21 protein-coding genes are annotated in these 23,691 nt (G+C 73.0%); 14 read left to right on the top strand and 7 right to left on the bottom strand.

The features are described 5' to 3' along the window. Window position 1 precedes the first annotated feature (1 nt). The 7 genes from nuoI to O7611_RS30515 all read left to right on the top strand — a co-directional run bounded on the left by nuoI (window position 2) and on the right by O7611_RS30515 (window position 8,017). Window positions 2-649 (top strand): NADH-quinone oxidoreductase subunit NuoI, encoded by a 648-nt coding sequence (gene nuoI, locus O7611_RS30485; protein WP_013283609.1) that lies wholly within the window; start codon window positions 2-4, stop codon window positions 647-649. After that, the gene (locus O7611_RS30490) at window positions 646-1,416 is read left to right on the top strand and encodes an NADH-quinone oxidoreductase subunit J (RefSeq protein WP_194802033.1); all 771 of its coding nucleotides are present in this window, start codon (window positions 646-648) and stop codon (window positions 1,414-1,416) included. Before nuoI ends, O7611_RS30490 begins: the two co-directional genes overlap by 4 nt. A gap of 55 nt (window positions 1,417-1,471) precedes the next feature. Continuing rightward, on the top strand, window positions 1,472-1,771 hold the full coding sequence (gene nuoK / locus O7611_RS30495; protein WP_013283611.1) for an NADH-quinone oxidoreductase subunit NuoK: 300 nt from the start codon (window positions 1,472-1,474) through the stop codon (window positions 1,769-1,771). A gap of 7 nt (window positions 1,772-1,778) precedes the next feature. Continuing rightward, window positions 1,779-3,740 (top strand): NADH-quinone oxidoreductase subunit L, encoded by a 1,962-nt coding sequence (gene nuoL / locus O7611_RS30500; protein ID WP_402810378.1) that lies wholly within the window; start codon window positions 1,779-1,781, stop codon window positions 3,738-3,740. 64 nt (window positions 3,741-3,804) lie between these two features. Continuing rightward, window positions 3,805-5,337: an NADH-quinone oxidoreductase subunit M gene (locus tag O7611_RS30505; RefSeq protein ID WP_013473559.1), complete on the top strand. Its 1,533-nt coding sequence runs from the start codon at window positions 3,805-3,807 to the stop codon at window positions 5,335-5,337. Further along, window positions 5,334-6,887, top strand: coding sequence for an NADH-quinone oxidoreductase subunit NuoN (nuoN, locus tag O7611_RS30510; RefSeq protein ID WP_194802031.1), 1,554 nt, complete (start codon window positions 5,334-5,336; stop codon window positions 6,885-6,887). The genes O7611_RS30505 and nuoN overlap by 4 nt, the downstream gene beginning before the upstream one ends. A gap of 89 nt (window positions 6,888-6,976) precedes the next feature. Further along, complete coding sequence (locus tag O7611_RS30515) at window positions 6,977-8,017, top strand: polyprenyl synthetase family protein (RefSeq protein WP_194802030.1); 1,041 nt, start codon at window positions 6,977-6,979, stop codon at window positions 8,015-8,017. A 199-nt stretch (window positions 8,018-8,216) separates the two neighbouring features. Here O7611_RS30515 and O7611_RS30520 read toward each other — a convergent pair whose 3' ends face one another. Continuing rightward, window positions 8,217-9,407, bottom strand: a complete 1,191-nt coding sequence (locus tag O7611_RS30520) for an MFS transporter (RefSeq protein WP_269698024.1) — start codon at window positions 9,405-9,407, stop codon at window positions 8,217-8,219. A 153-nt stretch (window positions 9,408-9,560) separates the two neighbouring features. Here O7611_RS30520 and O7611_RS30525 point away from each other — a divergent pair, with 153 nt between their 5' ends. Next, complete coding sequence (locus O7611_RS30525; protein WP_269698025.1) at window positions 9,561-10,343, top strand: IclR family transcriptional regulator; 783 nt, start codon at window positions 9,561-9,563, stop codon at window positions 10,341-10,343. 118 nt (window positions 10,344-10,461) lie between these two features. Here O7611_RS30525 and O7611_RS30530 read toward each other — a convergent pair whose 3' ends face one another. Further along, window positions 10,462-12,588 (bottom strand): PhoX family protein, encoded by a 2,127-nt coding sequence (locus tag O7611_RS30530; protein WP_269698026.1) that lies wholly within the window; start codon window positions 12,586-12,588, stop codon window positions 10,462-10,464. Window positions 12,589-12,757: 169 nt separating this feature from the next. Between O7611_RS30530 and O7611_RS30535 the strand changes: the two genes are divergently transcribed. Both O7611_RS30535 and O7611_RS30540 read left to right on the top strand, forming a co-directional pair. Next, window positions 12,758-13,327: a sigma-70 family RNA polymerase sigma factor gene (locus O7611_RS30535; protein WP_013283619.1), complete on the top strand. Its 570-nt coding sequence runs from the start codon at window positions 12,758-12,760 to the stop codon at window positions 13,325-13,327. Then, window positions 13,324-14,013, top strand: coding sequence for an anti-sigma factor family protein (locus O7611_RS30540; protein ID WP_269698027.1), 690 nt, complete (start codon window positions 13,324-13,326; stop codon window positions 14,011-14,013). Before O7611_RS30535 ends, O7611_RS30540 begins: the two co-directional genes overlap by 4 nt. Before the next feature lie 82 nt (window positions 14,014-14,095). On the opposite strand, the gene rarD is transcribed toward O7611_RS30540, so the two are convergent. From rarD to eccE, 4 genes are all read right to left on the bottom strand, one after another. Continuing rightward, a complete protein-coding gene (gene rarD / locus O7611_RS30545; RefSeq protein WP_269698028.1) occupies window positions 14,096-15,022 on the bottom strand; it encodes an EamA family transporter RarD in 927 nt (308 codons plus the stop codon). Next, window positions 15,019-15,507, bottom strand: coding sequence for a GNAT family N-acetyltransferase (locus O7611_RS30550; RefSeq protein ID WP_194802024.1), 489 nt, complete (start codon window positions 15,505-15,507; stop codon window positions 15,019-15,021). Before O7611_RS30550 ends, rarD begins: the two co-directional genes overlap by 4 nt. 104 nt (window positions 15,508-15,611) lie before the next feature. Next, window positions 15,612-15,998, bottom strand: a complete 387-nt coding sequence (locus tag O7611_RS30555; RefSeq protein WP_013283623.1) for a phage holin family protein — start codon at window positions 15,996-15,998, stop codon at window positions 15,612-15,614. Window positions 15,999-16,065: 67 nt separating this feature from the next. Continuing rightward, on the bottom strand, window positions 16,066-17,868 hold the full coding sequence (eccE, locus tag O7611_RS30560) for a type VII secretion protein EccE (RefSeq protein WP_269698029.1): 1,803 nt from the start codon (window positions 17,866-17,868) through the stop codon (window positions 16,066-16,068). A gap of 244 nt (window positions 17,869-18,112) precedes the next feature. Here eccE and O7611_RS30565 point away from each other — a divergent pair, with 244 nt between their 5' ends. Next, a complete protein-coding gene (locus O7611_RS30565) occupies window positions 18,113-18,430 on the top strand; it encodes a WXG100 family type VII secretion target (RefSeq protein ID WP_018787788.1) in 318 nt (105 codons plus the stop codon). 20 nt (window positions 18,431-18,450) lie between these two features. Beyond that, window positions 18,451-18,744 (top strand): WXG100 family type VII secretion target, encoded by a 294-nt coding sequence (locus O7611_RS30570; RefSeq protein ID WP_135242906.1) that lies wholly within the window; start codon window positions 18,451-18,453, stop codon window positions 18,742-18,744. A 61-nt stretch (window positions 18,745-18,805) separates the two neighbouring features. Here O7611_RS30570 and mycP read toward each other — a convergent pair whose 3' ends face one another. After that, on the bottom strand, window positions 18,806-20,029 hold the full coding sequence (gene mycP / locus O7611_RS30575; protein WP_194802022.1) for a type VII secretion-associated serine protease mycosin: 1,224 nt from the start codon (window positions 20,027-20,029) through the stop codon (window positions 18,806-18,808). Window positions 20,030-20,181: 152 nt separating this feature from the next. Here mycP and O7611_RS30580 point away from each other — a divergent pair, with 152 nt between their 5' ends. Next, window positions 20,182-23,328, top strand: a complete 3,147-nt coding sequence (locus tag O7611_RS30580) for an SseB family protein (protein WP_269698030.1) — start codon at window positions 20,182-20,184, stop codon at window positions 23,326-23,328. Further along, window positions 23,325-23,690 carry a hypothetical protein gene (locus O7611_RS30585; protein WP_013283629.1) on the top strand — a complete coding sequence of 122 codons (366 nt, stop codon included), beginning with the start codon at window positions 23,325-23,327 and terminating at the stop codon, window positions 23,688-23,690. Before O7611_RS30580 ends, O7611_RS30585 begins: the two co-directional genes overlap by 4 nt. Window position 23,691: the final 1 nt, after the last annotated feature.

Here is a 23,691-nt window from a genome sequence, read left to right on the forward strand (position 1 = left end):
CGTGGGCGCGATCACCGGAACGTTCAAGGGCTTCGGTGTCACCTTCTCGCACATGTTCAAGAAGGTCGTCACCACCGACTACCCGTTCAAGCCGCCGGTCTCGGCGCCGCGCTACCACGGGCGGCACATCCTCAACCGGCACCCGGACGGGCTGGAGAAGTGCATCGGCTGCGAGCTGTGCGCCTGGGCCTGCCCGGCCGACGCGATCTACGTGGAGGGCGGCGACAACACCGAGGAGCAGCGCTTCTCCCCGGGTGAGCGGTACGCCAGCACCTACCAGATCAACTACGCCCGGTGCATCTTCTGCGGGCTCTGCATCGAGGCCTGCCCGACCCGTTCGCTCACCATGAGCAACGAGTACGAGCTGGCCCGGGACAACCGGCAGGACCTGATCTTCACCAAGGAGCAGCTGCTCGCGCCGCTGCTCGAAGGCATGGAGCAGCCGCCGCACCCGATGCGGCTGGGCGACAGCGAGAAGGACTACTACGTCGGCGCGCTCACCAACCCGGGCACCTCGGCCGGCGCCGAGCGCTCGCCGATGGGCCCCGGCCGGTACCAGGTGGAGGAGCACCCGGGCGTGACCTTCCCCGGCGCCGAGCAGGCGGAGCAGCGGTCCGCCGCCGCGGCGGGCAAGGGAGGCAAGGCATGACCTCGGCAACGGTGCTCGCCGCAGCCGGCCAGGTGTCCGGGGGTGAGGAGGTCACCTTCTGGATCCTCGCCCCGCTGGCCCTGCTCGGCGCGGTCGGCATGGTGTGGGCCCGCAACGCGGTCCACTCCGCGCTCTGGCTGGTGCTGACCATGCTCTGCCTGGGCGTGTTCTACGTGCTCCAGGCCGGGCCGTTCATCGGCATGGTGCAGATCATCGTCTACACCGGCGCGATCATGATGCTGTTCCTGTTCGTGCTGATGCTCGTCGGCCGGGACGCGTCCGACTCGCTCATCGAGACGCTGCGCGGCCAGCGGGTCGCCGCCGTGGTCCTCGGGCTCGGCTTCGCCGGTCTGGTGGGCACCGGCCTCTACCGGGCGCTCGACGGAGTCCAGGCGGTCGGGCTCGACGAGGCCAACGGTGAGGGCAACGTGCAGGGCATCGCCCGGCTGCTGTTCACCAAGTACGTCTTCGCCTTCGAGCTGACCTCGGCGCTGCTGATCACCGCCGCCGTCGGCGCGATGGTGCTGGCACACGTGGAGCGGCGCAAGGCGGACCGGATGGACCAGATCGCCACCATGAAGGCGCGGTTCCGCCCCGGCAACTACCCCGGACCGAAGCCCGGCCCGGGTGTCTACGCCACGTCCTCCTCGGTGGCCACCCCGGCCCGTCTGCCCGACGGCCGGCTGACCGACCGCAGCATCCCGGAGATCATGCCGGTGCGTGAGCTGACGGCCGAGGAGACCGCACCGAAGGGGACTGATCGGTGAGCGCGAGGAGTGCAGCGAAGCGGAGCCCCGCAGTCGCGAACGAAAGGCTGGCACGGTGACCCCGGACTACTACCTCATCCTCGCGGCGGTGCTGTTCACCATCGGCGCCGTGGGCGTGCTGGTCCGGCGCAACGCGATCGTGCTGTTCATGTGCATCGAGCTGATGCTCAACGCGGCCAACCTGACCCTGGTCACGTTCAGCCGGATCAACGGCGACCTGAACGGCCAGATCATGGCGTTCTTCGTGATGGTGGTCGCGGCGGCCGAGGTCGTGGTCGGGCTCGCGATCATCATGGCGATCTTCCGGACCCGGCGCTCGGCCAGCGTCGACGACGCCAACCTGCTGAAGTACTGAGGGGCTCGTGGTGGAACAGATTCTGACGATCGCCCAGTCTGAGCCAGCCGAAGCCGTCACCTTCGCCACGGCGGACGGGATGCTGGGCAGTGTCTGGCTGCTGGTGGCGATCCCGCTGGTCAGCGCGGCGATCCTGCTGCTGCTCGGCAAGCGGGCCGACCGCTGGGGCCACTGGCTGGGCGTGGGCGCCATCGGCGCCGCGTTCGTGCTCGGGCTCACCTACTTCCTCCAGCTTCGCGGTCTGGAGAACAAGCAGGTCGAGCTGAGCCTCTGGGACTTCATGGCGGTCGGCAACCTGAAGGTGGACTTCGGTCTGCTCTTCGACCCGCTGGCCGCGGTCTTCGTCCTGCTGATCACCGGGGTGGGCTTCCTGATCCACCTCTACGCCGTGGAGTACATGGCGCACGACGCGGGCCGGCGGCTGTTCTTCGCGTACTTCAACCTGTTCGTCGCCGCCATGCTCCTGCTGGTGCTCGGCAACAACTACGTGATGCTCTACTTCGGCTGGGAGGGCGTCGGTCTGGCGTCGTACCTGCTGATCTCCTTCTGGTACGGCCGGCCCAGCGCGGCCACCGCCGGCAAGAAGGCGTTCCTGATGAACCGGGTCGGCGACGCCGGACTGGCCATCGGCATCTTCATCATGTTCGCCGTGCTCGGCACCACCCAGTACGACGAGGTGTTCAACGGGGTCGGCTCGATGACCTCGACCACCGTGCTGGTGCTCGGCCTGCTGCTCCTGCTCGGCGCGGCCGGCAAGTCCGGTCAGTTCCCGCTCCAGGCGTGGTTGCCGGACGCGATGGAGGGCCCGACCCCGGTGTCCGCGCTCATCCACGCGGCCACCATGGTCACCGCAGGCGTCTACCTGATCGCCCGCTCCAACGCGATCTTCTCGGCCAACGAGACGCTCCAGCTCGTGGTGGTCAGCGTCGGCGCGCTCACACTGCTGATGGGCTGCATCATCGGCGCGGCCAAGGACGACATCAAGCGCGTGCTGGCCTGGTCGACGGTGAGCCAGATCGGCTACATGTTCCTCGGCGTCGGTCTCGGCGGCGGCGCGTACGCGCTGGCCATCGTGCACCTGCTGGCACACGGCTTCTTCAAGGCCAACATGTTCCTCGGCGCCGGCTCGGTCATGCACGGCATGAACGACCAGGTGGACATCCGCCGCTTCGGCGGGCTGTCCAAGTACATGAAGGTCACCTGGCTGACGTTCATGATGGGCTGGCTCGCCATCATCGGCATGTTCCCGTTCTCCGGCTACTTCTCCAAGGAGCCGATCATCGTGGCCGCGTTCGAGCGGGAGGGCTGGACGGCCTGGCTGTTCGGCATGGCCGCGCTGCTCGGCGCCGGGCTCACCGCGTTCTACATGACGCGGCTGTTCGTGCTCACGTTCCACGGTCCGAAGCGCTGGACCGAGGACATCGAGCACCCGCACGAGTCGCCGAAGCTGATGACCATCCCGCTGATCCTGCTGGCGGTCGGCTCGGTCGGCGCGGGCTTCCTGCTCGCCACCTCCGTGCCGGACTGGCTCACCGCCACCAACGGACTCGCCGCCGAGAGCGGGGAGCACGCGCCGGTGCTGGCGCACTGGCTGCTCACCGCGCTGTCGCTGCTGCTCACCGTGCTGGGCGCCGGGCTGGCCTGGTTCCTGTTCCGCTCCGGTACGGCCACCGAGCCGCAGCCGGCCGGCGTGGTGGTCACCGCCGCCCGCCGGAACCTCTACACGGACGCCTTCAACGAGGCGGTCTTCGAGAAGCCGGGCATCTTCCTCACCCGGGCGCTGGTGTTCCTCGACAACCGGGGCGTGGACGGGCTGGTCAACGGCCTGGCCGCCGCCGTGGGCGGGGGCTCGGGCCGGCTCCGGCGGCTCCAGACCGGCTTCGTGCGGTCGTACGCGACCTCGATCCTGACCGGCGCGCTGCTCGTGGTCGCGGCGTTCCTGGCGGTGCAGGCGGGGTGGCTGGCGTGATCGACCTCAACGCGGCCGCCCCCGCCGGCGGGCCACGCAGTCACGACGGAGGTAAGGCCGAATAATGTCCAACTTCCCGTTCCTCTCGGTGCTGACCGTGGCGCCGCTGGTCGGCGCCCTGGTGGTGGCACTGCTGCCCCGCAGCCGCCCGGACCTGGCCAAGCTGGTCGCGTTCGGCTGGTCGCTGCTGGTGCTGGTGCTGTCGGTGGTGATGTGGTTCGCCTTCTCCGCCGGTGGTGACCGGTTCCAGTTCCGCGAGTCGTACCCGTGGATCCCGAACTGGGGCGTGAACTTCACCTTCGAGGTGGACGGCATCGCGCTGGTCATGCTGATGCTGATCGCGATCCTGGTGCCGCTGGTGATCCTGGCGTCCTGGCACGACGCCGAGGCGTCCAAGCGCTCGGTGCCCGCGTACTTCGCGCTGCTCCTCGTCCTCGAGTGCACGATGATCGGCGTCTTCGCCGCCGCCGACGTCTTCCTGTTCTACGTGTTCTTCGAGGTCATGCTGGTGCCGATGTACTTCCTGATCGGCAGCTACGGCGGCCACCAGCGGCAGTACGCGGCGGTGAAGTTCTTCCTCTACTCGCTGGTCGGCGGTCTGTTCATGCTGGCCGCGGTGATCGGCCTCTGGGTGGTCGGCGGGAAGACCTTCGACTGGCAGGCGCTGAGCCAGGCCGAGTTCGCCACCGACACGGCCCGCTGGCTGTTCCTCGGCTTCTTCGTGGCCTTCGCGATCAAGGCGCCGTTCTTCCCGTTCCACACCTGGCTGCCGGACGCCGGTGGCGCGGCCCCGGCCGGCGCCGCCGCGCTGCTCGTCGGCGTGCTGGACAAGGTCGGCACGTTCGGCATCCTCCGCTACTGCCTTCCGCTGTTCCCGGAGGCGTCGCGCTGGTTCGCGCCGTGGGCGCTGGCGCTCGGCGTCATCGGCATCATCTACGCCGCGCTGCTGGCGGTCGGCCAGAACGACCTGAAGCGGCTGGTGTCGTACACCTCGATCGCGCACTTCGGGTTCATCGGCGTCGGCATCTTCGCGTTCACCACCCAGGCCGGCACCGGTGCGGTGCTCTACATGCTCAACCACGGCCTGGCCACCGGCCTGCTGTTCCTCGTGGTCGGCATGCTGATCGCCCGGCGCGGCTCGGCGCTGATCAGCGACTTCGGCGGCGCGGGCAAGCTGGTGCCGGTACTCGCCGGTGTGCTCTTCTTCGCCGGTCTGGCCTCGCTGGCGCTACCCGGTACCGCGCCGTTCGTCTCCGAGTTCCTGGTGCTGATCGGCACGTTCACCGTCAACAAGCCGGTCGCGGTGATCGCCACGCTCGGCATCATCCTGGCGGCTGCGTACGTGCTGTGGATGGTGCAGCGCACCACGCAGGGCACGCTGAACCCGGCGCTGACCGAGGTCGAGGGCATGCGCCGTGACCTCACCCTGCGCGAGAAAGTGGTCGTCGCGCCGCTGATCGCGCTGATCGTGCTGCTCGGCTTCTATCCGAAGCCGGTCACCGACGTCATCAACCCCGCCGTCCAGGCGACCATGCAGGACGTCGGCAAGTCCGACCCCGCCCCTGAGGTCGGCAGCGTCCAGGAGGCCGCAAAATGACCGAGCTCAAGCTGCCGTCGATCGACTACGCGGCGCTCGCTCCGATCCTGATCATGCTGGGCGCGGCGCTGCTCGGGGTCCTGGTCGAGGCGTTCGTGCCGCGCCGCCTGCGTAACGCGGTGCAACTCGGGCTCGCCCTGGTGGCGATGCTCGCCGCGATCGTCATGGTGATCCTGAACGCCGACGACCGGCTGATCACCATCGGCGGCGCCATCGCGATCGACGGCCCGACGCTGTTCCTGCAGGGCGCCATCCTGGTGCTCGCGGTGATGGCGCTGCTGCTCGTCGGCGAGCGCACGGTGGAGCGGGGCGGCGCGTTCGTGGCGCACGCCGCAGTCACCGCCGAGTCGGCCGAGGACCGGCGACAGGCCGAGGGCGTCGGCGGTGCCACCGAGGTCTACCCGCTGATGTCGTTCGCGATCGGCGGCATGCTGATCTTCGTGGCGGCGAACGACCTGCTGACCATGTTCGTCGCGCTGGAGGTCTTCTCGCTGCCGCTCTACCTGCTCTGCGCGCTGGCCCGCCGCCGGCGTCTGCTGAGCCAGGAGGCGGCGCTGAAGTACTTCATGCTCGGCGCGTACGCCTCGGCGTTCTTCCTGTTCGGTGTCGCCCTGATCTACGGCTTCACCTCCGGGATCCCGGGCCGCGCGGCCGGCGTCGACTTCGCCACCGTGCACGCCGCGGTCACCGACTCCCCGTCCAGCCCGGTGCTGTTGTTCGCCGGCATGGCGCTGCTCGCCATCGGCCTGCTGTTCAAGGCCGCCGCCGCGCCGTTCCACGTCTGGACGCCGGATGTCTACCAGGGCGCGCCGACCCCGGTCACCGGCTTCATGGCGGCCTGCACCAAGGTCGCCGCGTTCGGTGCGCTGCTGCGCGTCTTCCACGTGGCGTTCGCCGGGGCCTCCTGGGACTTCACCCCGGTGCTCGGCGCGATCGCGGTGCTGACCATGCTGGTCGGCGCGGTACTGGCGGTCACCCAGACCGACATCAAGCGCCTGCTGGCGTACTCGTCGATCGCGAACGCCGGTTACCTGCTCGTCGGTGTGCTGGCACCGAGCCGTGAAGGGCTCTCCGGCACCATGTTCTACCTGGCCGCGTACGGCTTCTCGGTGCTCGCCGCGTTCGCCGTGGTGACGCTGGTGCGCGACGCCGACGGGGAGGCCACCCACCTGTCCCGCTGGGCCGGGCTGGGCCGCCGCTCGCCGTTCTTCGCGGCGATCTTCACGTTCATCCTGCTGGCCTTCGCCGGTATCCCGCTGACCAGCGGCTTCACCAGCAAGTTCGCGGTCTTCGGCCCGGCCCTGGAGGCGAACCAGGCGTGGCTGGTGATCGCGGGCGTGCTGACCAGCATGGTGCTGGCCTTCCCGTACCTGCGGGTCGTGGTGATGATGTGGCTCTCCGAGCCGGGCGAGTCCACCCCGACGGTGACCGTGCCGGGGGCGCTCACCTCGGCCGCGCTGGTCATCGGCGTGCTCGCCACGCTGGTCCTCGGCGTGGTGCCCGGTCCGCTGCTCGACCTGACCACCGGCGCCGCCGAATTCGTCAGATGACAGAGGTGTTCCCACCGGGGGCCGGTACGCCGTGGCGTACCGGCCCCCGGCCCGTATCCCCGTCGACGAGCAGGTCGAACGGGTGTGGCATGGTTGAGGACGTGGCGAACCCGGCTGGCGAGCGTTCAGGTCAGTTCGGCGCGCTCGGCCTGCACCTCGCCGACCCGCGCGTCGAAGCCTCCGTGCTGGGTGTGCTCGACCGGGTCGAGACGAGCCTGCGGGCGAGCGTGGCGAGCGCCGATCCGCTGGTGACCGAGGCGTCCCGGCACCTGGTCGAGGCCGGCGGCAAGCGGTTCCGTCCGCTGCTGGTGGCGCTTGGTGCGCAGTTCGGCGCCCCGGAGGCCGACCAGGTCGTCCCCGCCGCCGTGGTGATGGAGCTCACCCACCTGGCGACGCTCTACCACGACGACGTGATGGACGAGGCCGCCGTTCGGCGTGGCGCCCCGAGCGCCAACTCCCGCTGGACCAACTCGGTCGCCATCCTGGTCGGCGACTACCTCTTCGCCCGGGCCGCGGACATCGCCGCCGACCTGGGCCCCGAGGCGGTACGCCTGCAGGCGCGCACGTTCGCCCGGCTGGTGCACGGCCAGATCGCCGAGACGGTCGGCCCGCGCGACACCGACCCGGTCGCGCACTACCTACACGTGATCGCCGAGAAGACCGGCTCGCTGATCGCCACCTCGGCGCGCTTCGGCGGCATGTTCGGCGGCGCGGCGCCCGCGCACGTCGAGGCCCTGGCCGCGTACGGCGAGATCATCGGCGTCGCGTTCCAGCTCTCCGACGACCTGCTGGACATCGCCAGCGAGTCGGTCCAGTCCGGCAAGACGCCCGGCACCGACCTGCGCGAGGGCGTACCCACCCTGCCGGTGCTCTACGCGATGGCCTCCGACGACGCGGACGCGGCGAGCGTACGGCTGCGCGAGATCCTGGCCACCGGCCCGCTGGTGGACGACGCGCTGCACGCCGAGGCGCTGGGCCTGCTGCGGGAGTCGCCGGCGCTCAAGCGTGCCCGGGAGACGGTGCGCAGCTACGCCGAGGACGCACGCGCCCGGCTGGCTCCGCTGCCCGAGGGTCCGGCGCGTCGCGCGCTGGAGTCCCTCTGCGACTACATCGCCGACCGCACCAGCTGACCGACCCACCCCTCCCCGCACCCGCCCACCGCCCCGTCGCGCCCCGTGCGCTCCGTCGCGCCCCGTGCGCTCCGTCGCGCTCCGTGCGCTCCGTGCGCTCCGTCGATCATGAAGTTGACGGGCTCGGGGACGCGGCGTGTCGCGCCGCCAACTTCATGATCGACGCGACTGGGCCGGGCCGGGCCGGGCGGGGTGGGGGTCAGGCGGGAGTGGGGGTGGGGCGCAGGAGGCGGGCGCCGAGCAGCATCAGGACGGCGGCCAGGAGCATCGCCGTGGCGGCAGTCAGCCACATCGCCGGGTAGCCCGCCGCTCCGGCGAGCGCGCCCAGGCCGAGCGGACCGAGGCAGCCGCCCGCGTACACCCCGGTCTGGGTGATCGAGGTGGCGGCGGCCGGGGCCTGCGGGTGGAGCCGGACCACGGCGAAGTTCATCAGCCCCGGCCAGGCCCAGCCGAGACCGAAGCCGAGCACCACGCCCGCTACCAGCGGCGCCGAGCCGGCCACCGCGAGCAGGATCAGGCCGACCGAGCCGGTCAGCAGCATCCCGGCGATCAGCCCGACGTGCCCGCTGGTTCGCCGGTCGGCCAGCCAGCCGACGCCGACCCGGGCGAGCACGCACACCACGCTGCCCAGCGTCAGTGTCAGGCCGGCCAGGCCGGGGGAGAGGCCCCGCGCCGCCGCCGAGTCGACCAGGAACGTGCCGAGGGCGTTCGCCGCGGCGGCCGCCAGCGTCGCGGCCAGCCCGATCACCACGAGCGGGCCGGTGCCGCCCGGACGGCGACCGGAGGCGGTGCGGGCCCGCCGATCCCCTCCGGCGCGGGGTACGGCCGGCAGCACGGCGAGCGCGGCCACCGCGGCGGCCACGAAGGCCCAGCGCCAGCCGGCGGTGAGCGCGACAGTGGGCACCGCCAGACCGGCCAGCAGCGTGGCGGCCGGTACGGCGGCCTGCTTCACGCCGAACGACAGGCCCTGCCGGTGGGCGGGTACGTGCTCGGCCAGCGCGGCGTTGCTGGCGAGCTGCCCGAGGGCGTTTGCGGCGGCGCTGAGGGCCAGCAGGGCCACCAGGACCGGGTACGACCGGGCCAGCCCCGCCACCGCCAGCAGTGAGGCGGCGGAGAGCAGGATGGCGGCCCGGGCGACCGGAGCCGAACCGAAGCGCTCGACCAGGGCGCCGGAGGGCACCGAGGCGAGCGCGCTCACCCCGAAGTAGATCGAGACGGCCAGGCCCAGCCCGGCCGGGCTGAAGCGGAGTTCGCCGGCGAGCTGGACGGCGAGACCACCGACCAGGAAGACGGGCAGGACGCACACGATCGTGGTGAGGGTGGCGCCGGCGCCGACCGTGACGGCGTGCCGGGACGCCGGAGGGGCGGCTCGCGAAACTGTTTCAGTCATCGCGAGCACACCTTACGCCCGGACGTTTTGGCTGCTCATCGTGTCCGTCGACACACTGTCTGTGTCCGGTCTTCTGGCATCCTCCATCCGAACAGGCATTTCGCACTCGGCCGGTTTTTCATATGGTGTAAGTCCCCGGCGGCGGAGGTGGTTGTGCGCGACCCCTTGGCGGAACCTTCGGACCTGATCCGCAGCGTGTCCCGCGCGCTTCGAGTGCTCGAGTCGGTCGGCCGTGCGCCGAGAGGGCTCACCGTGAAGCAGATCGCCCGGCGCTGCGAGCTGACCGTCGCCACCACGTACCACCTGGTGCGCACGCTCGCGTACGAGGGCTACGTGATCCGGCGCGAGGACGGGACGTACGTCGTGGGGTTGGAGGTGGCCGACCGCTACCGCGAGCTGGTCACCGCGTTCCGGGGGCCGCCGGCGGTCGGTGAGGCGCTGCGCCGCGCGGCGTCGGACACCGGCTGGAGCCACTACCTCGGCCGTTTCGTCGGCGGGCAGGTGGCGGTGACCGCGTCCGCCGAGGGGCCGCGCTCGCCCTACATGGAAGACCTGGTGCCGGGCTTCGACGAGGGCGCGCACGCCACCGCGCTGGGCAAGAGCCTGCTCGCCACGCTCACCACCGAACAGCGCTTCCGCTACCTGCGCGAGTACGGCATGCGCCCGTTCACCACGGCCACCCTCACCACGGTCGAGGCGTTCGAGGCGGACCTGGCCGCCGGTGACCGGCGCGGCATGCAGCTGGAGCTGGGGCAGTTCCGGCAGGGCGTGGCGTGCGCCGCGGTGCTCGTCAACCCGGACAAGGACATCGAGCGCCGGGTGGTGCTGGCGTGCGCGCTGCCCGCGGGCGAGATGATGACCTCGGCCCGGGTGGTCCGCGCCAAGCTGCTCACCGCCGCGCGCGCCATCGCCGACGGCATCGCCACCGAGAACTGACCCGCCGCGCGGGCCGATCGCCTGCGGATCGCCTCAGAGCACTGACGAGGGGCCGCCGACCTGGTGGGTCGGCGGCCCCTCGCGGGGCGGTCCAGCGCCGGACCGCCCCCGGGGTGGGTCAGCTACCGACCGGGCCGCCGTCGAGGCGCCAGGTGACCACTACGCCGGGCTTGGCGAAGTCGCCGTCCGGCCAGGTGGAGGCGGGGTTCTCCACCGACGCGCCGGTGACCTCGCCCGGGTGCTGCACCGCCACGAACACCGAACGGTTGTCGCCGGTGATGAACGGGCCGCAGGTCTCCGCGCCGAGCGGCACGGTGAGGAACTGCTTCAGGTGGCCCCGCTCCGGGCCCTCGACGGCGGTGGCGAACAGGCCGTCGTTGCTGCCCAACGCGTTGCCGTCGGTCGAGATCCACAGGTTGCCGGTGGCGTCGAAGGCGACGTTGTCCGGGCAGGAGATCGGCGAGACCTTGGTCTTGTCGTACCCGGCGAAGTAGGTGGAGGCGTCGGCCGGGTCGCCGCAGACGATCGGCAGGGACCAGGCGAAGGTCTCCGCGGTGTTGTCGCCGCGGTCCTCGACCAGCTCCAGGATCTGCCCGTGCCGGTTGCTGTTGCGCGGGTTCGCCTCGTCGGCGGGCGCCTTGCCGGCCTTGCCCCGGTCGCTGTTGTTCGTCAGCGCCACGTAGACCTTGCCGGTGAGCAGGCTCGGCTCGACGTCCTCGGGGCGGTCCATCTTGGTGGCGCCGACCTTGTCCCCGGCCAGCCGGGTGAAGGTGAGCACGTCCGCGGCGGTCATGCCGTCGACGTACGAGCGGTTGCCGCTGACCAGCTTGATCCAGCGGCCCCGGCCGCCGAACCCGCCGTCGGCCGGGAGCTTGCCGGAACCGTCGATCTCGGCGGCCGGGCTGTCGCCCTCGATCTTCGCCACGTAGAGCGTGCCCGACTCCAGCAGCGTCAGGTTGTGCCGCCGGGCCACCGAGGACTTCCCCGGCATGAACTTCTTGTCCGAGACGAACTTGTAGAGGTAGTCGAAACGCTCGTCGTCGCCCATGTACGCGACCACCCGGCCGTTGCGCGCCACGATGACGTTCGCGCCCTCGTGCTTGAACCGGCCCAGCGCGGTGTGCTTGCGCGGCTTGGCCTGCGGGTCGAACGGGTCGATCTCGACGACCCAGCCGAACCGGTTCGCCTCGTTGGGGTGCTCAGCCAGGTCGAAGCGCTCGTCCGCCCGCTCCCACTTGCGGCTGCCGCTCGGGTAACGCACGTCGGTCGGGATGCCGTACCGGGCCAGCTTCGGCTTCTGCTCGTCCGGCACGCCGTCGCCGCCGACGAAGTACTGGTTGAAGTTCTCCTCGCCGGAGAGCACGGTGCCCCACGGGGTGACGCCACCGGCGCAGTTGTTGAGCGTGCCGATCACGGTCCGGCCCTTCGGGTCGGCGGCGGTACGCAGCCACGCCGAGCCGGCCGCCGGACCGGTCAGCTCGAACTTGGTGGCGAGCGCGGTGACCCGGCGGTTGTACTCGCGCCGGCCGCGCCGTACCGGCCGCCACTGCCCGGTGTTCTCCACCCGCTCCAGCTCGACCACGGACATGCCGTGCGCGGCCATCGCCACCCGTACCTGCTCCACCGTGAGCGCGTCCTGGCTGGTGAAGCCGGGGAACATCAGATCCTCGTTCGTGTACTCGTGGTTCACCACGAGCAGCGCGCGCCGACGGTCGATCGGCAGTACCCCGACGAAGTCGTTGTTGTAGCCGAACTGCTTGGACTGGGCGGCGGCGGTCTGCCGATCCAGGCTGAAGGCGGGCGCACCGGGCACGACCTCGTCGCCCCAGCGGATCACCACGGAGTGGTCGTACCCGTTCGGGACCACCAGGGTGTCGAGCTTGTTCGGGGGAATCGGCTTGAAGGTCAGCGCGTCGCTGCCAGGGCGGCCCGCGCCGGCGGGCGGCACCTCGCCGCCGCCGGGAACCGGCGGGGCGGCGGGTGCGGCGGCGGCCGGCGCGGCGCCGGCCAGCGCGCCCGCGGCGGCGCCGCCGAAGCCGAGCACCAGCGCGCCGACCGCGCCGGCCCGGACCACGCCGCGCCGGGAGATCTCGGTGCCGATCACATCGCCGAAGTACGGGTTGTCGGTCGGGTTCGGCACCGGGTGGTCGCACGCGTTGCCGCACCGGTACAGACAGGTCATCGCGTCGCGGCTGCCGTGGCGGGTGCCGCCCAGCAGCGGAAGCAGGCGAGGCCGGTCGCTCATGAGGTGGAGCCTCCTGATCTCAACGTCGGAAGGCGCGCGGGTGATCGGCTCGCGCGCTCACCCGCCGGACGCTGCCAGGGCGCGGTGAGCGGGGATCGGCCCGGACCTGAACCGGACGTGAACAGCTCCGCGTTGACCTGCGGATGAACCGTTCGGCGTCACGGCACGTATGGAAGGGCGAACGCATCGCCGGTTTCCCCGCCGCCGGAAGCGAGGTACCGCCATCAGCGACCACGACGCCCAACTGCTGCGCGCGCTGCACGACGAGCATGCCGACGCGCTGTACGCGCACGCCCTGCGGCTCGTCAACGGCGATCGGCCCCGGGCCGAGGACCTGGTGCAGGAGACGCTTCTGCGCGCCTGGCGGCACCCCGAGTCGCTGGACCCGCGGCGCGGCTCGGTACGCGCCTGGCTGTTCACCACCGCGCGGAACCTGGCGATCGACGCCTGGCGGCGGCGCTCGGCCCGGGTCGGCGAGGTGTACACGGACGAACTGCCCGAGACCGCGGAGACGGTCGACGAGACGGAGCGTGCGGTGGAGGCGTGGACCGTCGCCGAGGCGCTCAACCGGCTCAGCCCGACCCACCGGGAAGTGCTTGTCGAGTGCTTCTACCAGGGGCGTTCGGTGGCGGAGGCGGCGGCGCGGCTGGGCGTACCACCGGGGACGGTGAAGTCGCGTACCCACTACGCGCTGCGCTCACTACGGTTGGCGCTGGCCGAGATGGGGGTGACCGGGTGACAGGCTGCGAGTTCGCGCACGACGACGGGGCGTACGTGCTCGGCGCCCTCGCCCCGGCGGACCGGGTCGCCTACGAGCGGCACCTGGCCGGGTGCGCGCAGTGCCGGGAGGCGGTGGCCGAGATCGCCGTGCTGCCCGGCCTGCTGGGCCGGCTCGACCCGGCCGGGCTGGAGCAGTTCCTGGAGGTCGGGCCGGAGACGTCGCGGGTGCCGGCGCTGCTCGACGCCGCGCGCGAGCGCAAGCGCCGCGAGCGGTCCCGCTCCCGCCGACGGTACGCGCTGACGGCGCTCGCCGCCGCCGCGCTCGCGGTGCTGGCGGGCATCGGCGTGGGGCTCGTGCAGTCGCCGGCCGAACCGTCCAAGCCGCCGGTGGCGCTGGCCTCGATGCGGCCGGTGGCCGGGACGGTGCCGGTGCACGCCGAGGTGGGGCTGACCGAGACACCGTGGGGCACCGAGGTCACCATGCACTGCGGTTACGACAGGCGGGCCGGGCACCGGGAGGCGTACACGTTCCGGCTGGTGGCGCACGGCCCGGACGGCGCGACGGAGCAGATCGGCTCGTGGCTCGCCGCCCCCGGTGACGACCTGCGCTTCTCCGGCGTCACCCGCTTCACCAAGGGCGAGCTGGTCCGCCTGGAGCTGCTCCGAGGAACGAACTCCCCCGTCCTGGCCTACGACCTCCGCTGACCCTTTCCCTTCCCGTTGATCTTGCACTTGTGGCCCTCGTTCTGGGCGGTTCGCCCCTTTCGCCGGGGCGGAAAGTGCAAGATCAGCGAGACGGGGTGGGGGTGGGGACGGCTGGGGTGCGGGTGGCCCGGCGGGTGCGGTGGGAGTGGCGCAGGGCGTCGGCGGTGAAGACGACCAGGGCGAGCCAGACCAGGGCGAAACCGGCCAGCCGGGCCGGCGGCATCGGCTCGTGGAAGATCAGCACGCCGCAGCCGAGCTGGAGGATCGGCGCGAGGTACTGCAGCATGCCGACAGTGGACAGCGGCAGCCGGTTCGCCGCCCCGGCGAACAGCAGCAGCGGGATCGCGGTGGCGGCCCCCGCCAGCACCAGCAGCGCGGTGTGCCCGGCCGACACGTGCCCGAACGTCGAGTCGCCGCGCGCCGACAGCCACCCCAGGTACGCCAGCGCGGGCAGTGCCAGCACCGCCGATTCGACGAACAGCCCTTCCGTGGCGGGCAGCGCGAGCCGCTTCTTGACCAGTCCGTACCCGGCGAAGCTGAACGCCAGGGTGAGCGCCAGCCAGGGCAGGCGGCCGTAGTCGACGGTGAGCACCGCCACCGCGAGCGCACCCACGCCCAGTGCCGCCCACTGCGCCCGGCGCAGCCGTTCCCGGAGCACCAGTACGCCGAACAGTACGGACACCAGCGGGTTGATGAAGTAGCCGAGCGCCGTCTCCACCACCCGGTCGGAGTTGACGCCGTAGATGTACGTACCCCAGTTGACGGCGATCAGCGCGGCGGCGAGCCCGATGCCGGCGAGCGCCCGCGGCCGCCGGGCCAGCTTGCGCAGGAAGCCGGCGTGCCGCGTGGCGGCCAGCAGCAACGCCACGAACGCCACCGACCAGAGGATCCGGTGCGCGAGGATCTCCACCGGCCCGGCCGGGCGCAGCAGCTTCAGGTAGATCGGGAAGAAACCCCAGATCAGGTACGCGCCGACGCCGTACAGGTAGCCGAGCCGGAGCTGGTTCACCGCTCCACCGTAAGTGGTGGATCCTTGTCTTGGTCCTTATCGGTGACCGGCGTCACCCGCTGATCCAGCTCCATCCACCGATCCGCCGCGACCGGCCGGAAGCCGATCTTCGCGTAGACCCCGTGCGCGTCGAGCGTGGCGAGCAGGATCCGGCGTACGCCCAGCTCGTGCAGGTGGTCGCGAACCGCCCCGGCCAGCCAGGTGCCCAGCCCGCCACCCCGCTCGGCCGGGTCCACGTACACGTCGCAGAGCCAGGCGAACGTGGCCCCGTCGGTGACCACCCGGGCGACGGCGACCTGCCGGCCGTCACCCGGCCGGTAGACGCCGAAGGCGATCGAGCCGGCGAACGCGCGCGCGACAGTCTCCCGCTCGCGCCCCAGTGCCCAGTACGCGTCGGTGGAGAGCCAGACGTGCACCCGGTCCAGGTCGATCCGGGCCGGGTCGGTGCTGATCTCGTAGCCGTCCGCGCGGGTCACTGTGAACACGCGGCCGAGGCTAGTACCGCCGCCCCGCCCTCTCGCCAGCCAATTCCCTCCTGCTGGCCTGGTGAGCCCGGCCGGCCGCCGGGGCGACCGGCCGGGGCCCGGCGTCAGTCGCGGTCGAGGACGGCGCCGAGGATCCAGGTGACGATGCCGACGAACAGCGCGCCCAGCACCGCCTCCGGCCAGAACCCGTCCACGTGGAAGGGCAGCCCGGCCTCACCGGCGATCCAGCTGGTGAGCAGGAAGAGCAGGCCGTTCACCACGAGCGCGATCAGGCCGAGGGTCAGCAGGTAGAAGCCGCACCCCACGGTCTTGATGATCGGCTGGAGCACCGCGTTCACCACGCCGAAGATGACCGCGACGAGCACCAGCGTGATCACCGTCTCGGTGGCCGAGTCGGAGTCGAGCGAGATGCCCGGGATGAGCAGGGTGGCGAGCCAGAACGCCACCGCCGTCGAACCCACGCGAATCAGAAGACCCTTCAGGAAATCCATGGCCGGGATCGTGCCACGGCCGTACCACCAGGGGAAGGCTCGACCTGGTACGCGGCGGCGCGGCTCGTCAGTGCCGGGCCGGGCGACCGACCAGTTGCGACTCGACGGGCGTGGGCGAGAGCAGCGCCCAGCGCAGGGCCCGCCGGTTGACCACCGCCACCATGTCGTCCCGGATCCGGGTCAGCCACTCCGCGGAGCCGCCCAGGCCCAGCGCCGCGCCCGCCAGCGCGGCTTCGTCCGGGTCGAGCGGCTGGAGGATCGCCAGGTCCGCGCGGGCCAGCGCCTGCGTGTCGGCCGGGGTCAGCTCGTCGCGGACCAGCAGGACCGACTGCCAGGCGGCGGCCGGGCCGGCCGCCGGCGGCACCGGGCCGGCGTCCACCACCACCAGCAGCGGGTGCAGCGGCGAACCGGGCGCGCCGCCGACCGGACGACCCGGCGGAAGCAGCGGTACGCCGCCACCGAGCGTCCCGACACCCCGTACGAACGGCTCCCAGAACCGGGGACGGCCGGTCTGCACCACCACGCGCGCGCCGAGCGCCAGTGCCCGCAGCACGAGCAGTTGCGCCGCTGCGACGCCGCCGACGAGCAGCACCCGGGTCGTGGCCGGACGGAACAGGCGGACGGTGAGCGCGGCACCGTGCCGGTTCGCGCCCACCATCAGGCCGGCGGTGGCAGGCGGCAGGTCCAGCGCGGGCGGAGGCGAACCGGCCGGAGGCGCGGCCCCGCCGGTCACCGCCAGCGGCAACGTAGCCGCCAGCCCGGCCAGGTGCTCACCGTCGAGCCGGCGCAGCTCGCCGCCGACGTCACCGGCGACCCGGCGCAGCGTGCGCTCCGCGGTCGACAGCTCGGCCGCGCTGCCGGCCGCCACCCGTACCGCCAGCTCGGCCGGGACCGGCGTCGCGCCGACGCGCGGACCGGCCGTGAGCGCGACTGTGGTGGCGGTGGCGGGTAGCGCGAGCAGCCGTCCCACCAGCCCGCGGGCCGCCTCGCCGCGCGGATCCGGCCACCGGCGCAGACGCCAGGTGGCCTGCGCCAAGCCACCGACGGCGAGCAGCGGCCAGGTCTCCCGCACCGGGGCGCCGGGCTCGTGGTGGGCCAGTTCGGCGATCACCCGCAGCGCCGCGTCGCCGCCGAGCGGCCGTGCGGTGAGCGGGCCCAGCCGGCGGACGAGCCGCCGCAGGGTGCCGGACAGCGCCCGCAGCAGATCCTTGTCCGGCCAGCCATCGGCGCGCAGCACCTGGACGGCCAGCACCACCCGGGTCCGCCCAGCCACCCGGCCGTCGGTGAGCTGACGGTACGACGTACCCGCCGGGCCCCCCGCGACGGCGGGCGCGGGTGCGGGCGACGCCGAGAACACCAGCTGCAACCGGATCGCGGGGGCGTCCGGGCCGGCCGGGGGAAGCAGGTCGAACGGCGTGGGCAGCTCGGGCGCGTGGTCGCCGAGCAGGTCGTCCGGGTCGCCCAGCTCCAGCAGCGCGGTCAGGCCGGCGGCGTCGTGCACCACTGCCGCGCCGCCGGGCGCCTCCGTCGCGCCGACCACCGCGCCCGGCCGGAGCAACTCCAGCAGCGCCGCCGGCCCGGCCGCCGCCGGCAGGGCGCGGCGCCGGGTCAGGTACGCGGCGGCGGTGACGAGCCACTCGTGCAGCCAGCGGCCACGCACCCGCACCCAGGCGCCCGGCAGCAGCAGGGCCGCGACCAGCAGCGAGACGGCCGTCGGCACGACACCTCGACCGGCGGCCGCTACCAGCACCGCCACCGCGACCTGGGTCGCCACGATCTGACCGGCGCGCAGTCGCGCTGCCGGGCGGCTCGTCCATTGTGGTGTCCGAACCGGGACGGACGCGGGCCGCTCCGGCGCACTGACGGTCACCGCACCTCCTCGCCGGGCCTCCGCGTGACGTTGCCGTGGCTCATCGTAGTGGCCGAGTTGTCCACAGGGGAGCCCGAAGGGGTAGCAGAACCGAAGTCGGACGGCTACCGTCAGCGACGAAATCGTCGAGTTGCGTGTCCGCCGCCGCCGGGCTTCCCCCTCCACCGGCCCCGGGCCCCGCCGACGAGTCCACGGTGGTCACACGGTGGCCAGCCACGACCGAGGAGACGAGGTGACGTCCGGGATGTCCCAGACCCAGGCAGAAGCCGCGGTGATGCAGCAGACCGCCGCGAAGTTCGAGCAGGTCGACCAGTCGCTCCAGACCATGCTCAGCGGCCTGATGGCCGAGCTGGAGGTGCTGCAGCAGGCCTGGCGGGGCGCCGGTGGGCGCTCGTTCGCGCAGGTCAAGCAGCAGTGGGCGCAGGATCAGGCCGCCCTTCAGCGGGCGCTGCGCGAGACCGCCACCGCGATCCGTAGCGCCGGCCGCCACTACGACGTCTCCGACACCGAGGCCGCCGGCCGGGTGGCGGGCACCAACCGCGGCATCCAGCTGCCTCTCTGACAACCGGAAGGATCGAATTCATGGAGCACGGTGTGCTGGTCGTCAACTTCGCCGCCCTGCAACAGGCCGGCGCCGACATCCAACGGGCCCTGTCCACCCTGGAGAGCCAGCTCGGTCAGCTCGAACGCGACGCCGCCCCGCTGGTGGCGAGCTGGAACGGCGAGGCCCGCGAGGCGTACGAGGTGCGGCAGTCCCGGTGGCGGGCCGCCTCGCAGGACCTCCAGGCGATGCTGCGTGACATCAAGCTCGCCGTGGAGGACTCCGCGGCCGACTACCTCGACACCGAGAAGCGCAACGCCAACCTGTTCCAGTGAACCGACGCCGCGCGGCCCGGGCAGGTGACCCGGGCCGCGCGGCTTCACACGTGACCTGTTGTCATCTCGGCGTGACAGTGCCGGCCGGGTCGGCGGCCCGCCAGCGTCGCCGCGCGCCGCGCGGCAGCACCAGAGTGAGCGCCGCCACGAGCACCACCGCCCCGCCCGCCACGGCGGCGGCCAGCAGCGCCCGGTCCCGGGCCGAGTCCCGGCGGGACTGACGGGCCAGCGCGGCCGGATCCGGGCGGTCCTCGGGAAGCGTGGCACCCGGCCGGGTGCGGGAATCCGTCGCGCCGGCCGACTCGGTCACCGCCCGGTACGGGTTCAGCACCCCCGCGCCGTAGCCCGCGTCCCGCCCCGGCGCGGGGTCGGCGGCGGCCACGATCCGCCCGGCCACCTCGTCCGCGCTCAGCCGTGGCCGGTACTGGCGCAGCAACGCCGCCGTACCCGCCACGAACGGGGTGGCGTAGCTGGTCCCCTCCGCCCGTTGATGCCCCGACCGGGGCGCCGCCATCAGCACCTCGCTACCCGGGGCGACCACGTCCACGTACGAGCCGGTCTGGGAGAACGCGGAACGTGTCCCGTCTCGCCCGATCGAGCCGACGCCGAGCACCCCGTCGTACGCCGCCGGATAGGGCCGGGGATCACCGTTGTCGTGCAGGTTCCCGGCGGCGGCCACCACCACCACGTCCCGCCGCACCGCGTAGGCGACGGCGGCGCGTACCGCCGGGTCGTCCGCGTACAGGACGACCGAGAGGTTCAGCACGTCGGCGTCGTGGTCCACGGCCCAGCGGATGGCGCGGGCGAACCCGGCCGCGTCGACAGTACGCCCCGACTCCCGTCCCTCGACCACCTGCTGCTCGCTGACCCGTACCGGCAGGATGCGCGCGTCCGGCGCGAGGCCGCGGAACGCGACGCCGGGCTGCGGGGCGGCGGCGATGATGCTTGCCACCCCGGTACCGTGCCCGGCGCAGTCCCGGGTGCCGTCCCCGCCGCCGTCGAGGAAGTCGGCGCCGTCGAGTACGCGACCGGCGAGCTGCGGATGGGACCGGTCCACACCCGAGTCGACGACCGCGACGACGACTCCGGCGCCCGTCGCGAGCGGGGTGAGCCGGTCCGGGGCGTACCGCTGCTGCGGCCACGGCTGGTCCGCGACCGGGCGGGCCGGCGCGGGCGGCGAGGCGCAGCCGGCCGGCGCGCGAGCCGCCGACGCGGTGGCCGGAACTCCGGTGACGAGGAGCGTCGCCAGGGCGGCCACGACGGGGTACGCGACTGGCCGAGACATCGACGACCTCCGTAGCGTGTCGGCTCCGGAACGGGATGTTAGCGCCTCTCTCACTCCGGGGCCGCCCGTCGATGGGCAGAAGTCCTGATCTTGCCGCCACCTTGTAGGTTGTATGCGATGCCTGTGGCCTGTTCGCGGAAGGAGAGGTGGCCGTGACCGGATGGGAGCCGGCCACCGAGGCCGAGGTGGCGATGCGGGATGCGCTGCGCGCGCAGGACCAGCAGCAGTACTTCCGCGTGCTGACCCGTGTCGATCTCCTGCTTCCGATCGCGAGCGGGCCGTCCGCCGGGTGGGGCACCTGGACCGCCGGGGGTCGCACCCACGTCCTGGCCTTCACCTCCGTCGCCGCGCTGCGCGCGAGCCTGGGGGAGAACGCGGGTGCCACCCGCCGCGTCCCCTACCCGGATCTGGCGGCCGGCTGGCCCAACCCCGAATGGTGGCTGGCGGTCAATCCCGGCCTGCCGATCGAGGGCTACCTGCCCGCCTGGTACGTGGCTCAGCTCTCCCGGGGCGACGTCCGCCTCCCCGGCCGCACCATGGGCGCCCGCGCCCGGCTGGAACGGGTGGAGAACGCCACCCGGGGGGCCCGGAACACGGTGCCCGAGGCCGCGCCCCGGCCGCCTGCCGTTCCCGTCCCCCCGGCCGCCGTCACGCCCGCGACCGTGCCCCATGCCGCCGTCCCGCCGGCCGCTGTTCCGCCACCGGCCGTGCCGCCACCCGCGATGCCGCCCCCGGCCGTGCCGCCGGTCGCCGGTGCGCCCGGCCGGGACGAGCGGCTGATGGAGGCCGGTGAGCCGCCCACGGTACCGATGCGGGCCGCCTCGGTCCTGGGGCGACGGCTGCCCACGGTGCCGCCCCGCCGCCGAGGGCCGGACGGCGACGTCCCGAGCCGGACCGCTCCCGATGCCGAGCCGGACACGGACGCCCTCGACGGCTGGCTCACCGACCTGCGCCGCCGCCCGGACGAGCCGGACCCGTTCGCCGCCGCCCCGGAGGCAGCCGCCGACGAGCCGCCGACGGCCGCCGCCGCTCCGCCGCCGGCCCGCTCCTTCTTCGAGCCCTCGTCCGGTGGCCGTTCGGCCCGTCGCCCGTCACCGCTGGATCCGTCGCGCCGGGCCGGTGAGCGTGCCGCCCCGCCGACCCGGTTCGCCGGCGGACAGCCGTTTCCGCGCCGGCGGCCGCTGAACGAGCCGGTACGCGAGGGCCCGACCGAGGCCTTCCCGACACGGACGGACGAGCCGTCGACCGTGCCCCGATCGGAGGAGGCCACCCAGGCGTTCCGGCCGACCCGCCCGTCCGAGGACGCGACCGAGGCGCTGCCCCGGCGGCACGCCGGCCCGGCCCCGGCCGCGCGGACCGCCCCGGCCACTGCGGCGCAGGCCGGACCGGCTACCGCCGCGCACGTCGGACCGGCCACTGCCGACGGGTGGGGGGCCGCGCCGGGCAGCACGGATGGTGACACCGCGCGGTGGGAGACGCTCGACGAGCCGATGGAGGAACTGCCGCCGTCGATCGCCGAACCGGTGTCCGCGCCGCCCGTGTCGCGCCGCGATTTCACCCCCATCGTCATCGAGGGCACCGTCATCGAGGCCCGCGACCTGACCGAGCCGGAGCCGGTCCGGTCCGCGCAGCCGACCGGCCCGATGCGTGCGGAACCGGCCGAGGGCGGGCCCTGGGCCGGCACCGCCGACCCGACGATGCCGCTCTCCGTGGACCGTCCGGTCGCCGACGACACGGTGAACCTCGCCGAGCCGGCGCCGACCCACCTCGGTGGACCGGACCGGAGTTCGGAGCCCGACGAGTCGACGGTGTCGCTCGCGTCCGCGTCCGAGCCCACCACGTCGCTGTTCGAGCCGTCGTCCTCGGCCGGCGAGGTCACGGCGCCGCTGTTCACGTCGTCATCGGCCGAGCCGACCGTCTCGCTGTTCGACCCGGCGCCCGCCGAGCCGACCGCGCCGCTGACCGGTCCGGCTGAGGGCGAGCCGACTGCGCCGCTGTCCACGTCGCCGGCTGAGGCTGAGCCGACGGTGTCGCTCACGTCGGCGCCCGAGCCGACCACGTCGCTGTTCGAGGCGTCGTCCTCGGCAGACGAGGTTACGACGTCGCTGTTCGCGTCATCGCCGGCTGAGCCGACGGTCTCGCTGTTCGACCCCGCACCGACCACGCCGCTGTCCGATCCCGCTCCGGCGGAGCAGCCGACCGTCTCCCTCTTCGAGCCGGCGGCCAGCGACGACGAACCTGTCACCACGTCGCTGTTCGCGTCCAGCGACGCCACCGTCGCGCTGTCCCCGCCGACGGCGGAGCCCGCGGCACCCGCCACGCCAGACGATCCGCCGGCCGCCGAGTTCGTACCGGCGAACGACGTCGAGGAGGACCTGCTGGCCGCCGCGGGCAGCGGCAGCACCGACGGTTTCCTCACCACCCTGCTGCTGGCCCGGGTGCTGCTGCCGGTCGCGCCCGACTCGGCCACCGGCAGCCGGCCGGGCGACGCCGGCTTCGTCTGGCATGCCGACCACGTCGACGGCGAGCGGTGCGTCTCGGTCTACACCTCGCCGGAACGCCTGGCCGAGCACACCGAGGGCCAGATCGAGACGGTACGGGTCAAGTTCGTGCAGCTCATCCGCAGGTGGCCGGACGCGGCCTGGTCGTTCCGGGTGAACCCGGGCAGCCCGGTCGGCGCGACGTACCCGGGGGAGCAGGTTCTGGCGCTCGCCAACTGGGCGGCCGAGGTGGGTCTCGGCGACGACCCGGAGCCGGCCGCCGCGCCGCAGCCGGCGGAACGACAGCGCCCGGAGGCGCCCACCATCGCCGCGAACCGGCCGGTGACCATGCAGAAGGCGATCGCGGCGAGCCAGCTCGCGTACTACCTGGAGCGTGGCTACGACCGGGTCTCCGGATTCGTGCACCGGGCCGGGGAGCTGGCGCATCTGCGTACCCCGGCGGAGCTGTACGGCGCGCTCGGGCTCGGCCACCCGGGCTCGCCGTTCTCCCCCGACGACGAGGAGATCTACCTGCTGCGCTGGCCCGCCTACCGGCCGAGCCTCTACCGGATCCCGTACGGCGGCCCGAACGAGGCGGCGATGCGGGCGATGGAGGGCTGGGTGATCGAGCGGCCCCCGTTCCGCGGCAACGGCTTCGCGCCGGGGGAGAGCAGCGACGTGATCGCCGAGTTCAAGGTGGACAGCGCCCGGCTCCCGCACGGCGCCGAGCTGTGGCGGGTCGGCGCCGACGGCGACAGCAGGCTGGTCGCGGTCCTTGACACCGACGAGCTGCTGTGGCGGAAGGCGGGCGAGGCGTGAGCCGCGACGGCTACGTGGCCCGCTGGCGGGGCCGGGAGTACCAGGCCAGCCCCGACGGCGACGACATCCGCCTCTACCAGCCCGGCCCGGACGAGGGATTCACCGAGGTACGCCCCGGCCGGTACGTCCGGGTGGTGCCGGCCGCCGAGGTCGACGATCTGGCGTACGTGCGGACCACCTGCACCTGGCAGGGGCAGCCGTTCATCGTGCTGGCCGAGCACGAGGGGTGGCTGCGGCTGGAGTACACCGGTGGGCGCTGGCCGGTGGCCGAGGCGATGGGGCTGGAGGCGTTCGACTTCGGCGTCTACCAGGGCTGGGCGCCGGCGGCCGAGGTGGCCGACCTGGGCGAGCAGCGGGTCTGAG

This window comes from Micromonospora sp. WMMC273 (genome assembly GCF_027460285.1).
Taxonomy (GTDB): Bacteria; Actinomycetota; Actinomycetes; order Mycobacteriales; family Micromonosporaceae; genus Micromonospora; species Micromonospora aurantiaca.

What these genes read in the sequence shown, in the direction of transcription:
- O7611_RS30490 (WP_194802033.1), top strand. Translation starts at nt 646, where the DNA reads ATGACCTCGGCAACGGTGCTCGCCGCAGCCGGCCAGGTGTCCGGGGGT.
- O7611_RS30505 (WP_013473559.1), top strand. Translation starts at nt 3,805, where the DNA reads ATGTCCAACTTCCCGTTCCTCTCGGTGCTGACCGTGGCGCCGCTGGTC.
- nuoN (WP_194802031.1), top strand. Translation starts at nt 5,334, where the DNA reads ATGACCGAGCTCAAGCTGCCGTCGATCGACTACGCGGCGCTCGCTCCG.
- O7611_RS30515 (WP_194802030.1), top strand. Translation starts at nt 6,977, where the DNA reads ATGGTTGAGGACGTGGCGAACCCGGCTGGCGAGCGTTCAGGTCAGTTC.
- O7611_RS30520 (WP_269698024.1), bottom strand. Translation starts at nt 9,407, where the DNA reads ATGACTGAAACAGTTTCGCGAGCCGCCCCTCCGGCGTCCCGGCACGCC.
- O7611_RS30530 (WP_269698026.1), bottom strand. Translation starts at nt 12,588, where the DNA reads ATGAGCGACCGGCCTCGCCTGCTTCCGCTGCTGGGCGGCACCCGCCAC.
- O7611_RS30535 (WP_013283619.1), top strand. Translation starts at nt 12,758, where the DNA reads ATGGAAGGGCGAACGCATCGCCGGTTTCCCCGCCGCCGGAAGCGAGGT.
- O7611_RS30555 (WP_013283623.1), bottom strand. Translation starts at nt 15,998, where the DNA reads ATGGATTTCCTGAAGGGTCTTCTGATTCGCGTGGGTTCGACGGCGGTG.
- O7611_RS30565 (WP_018787788.1), top strand. Translation starts at nt 18,113, where the DNA reads ATGTCCCAGACCCAGGCAGAAGCCGCGGTGATGCAGCAGACCGCCGCG.
- O7611_RS30570 (WP_135242906.1), top strand. Translation starts at nt 18,451, where the DNA reads ATGGAGCACGGTGTGCTGGTCGTCAACTTCGCCGCCCTGCAACAGGCC.
- mycP (WP_194802022.1), bottom strand. Translation starts at nt 20,029, where the DNA reads ATGTCTCGGCCAGTCGCGTACCCCGTCGTGGCCGCCCTGGCGACGCTC.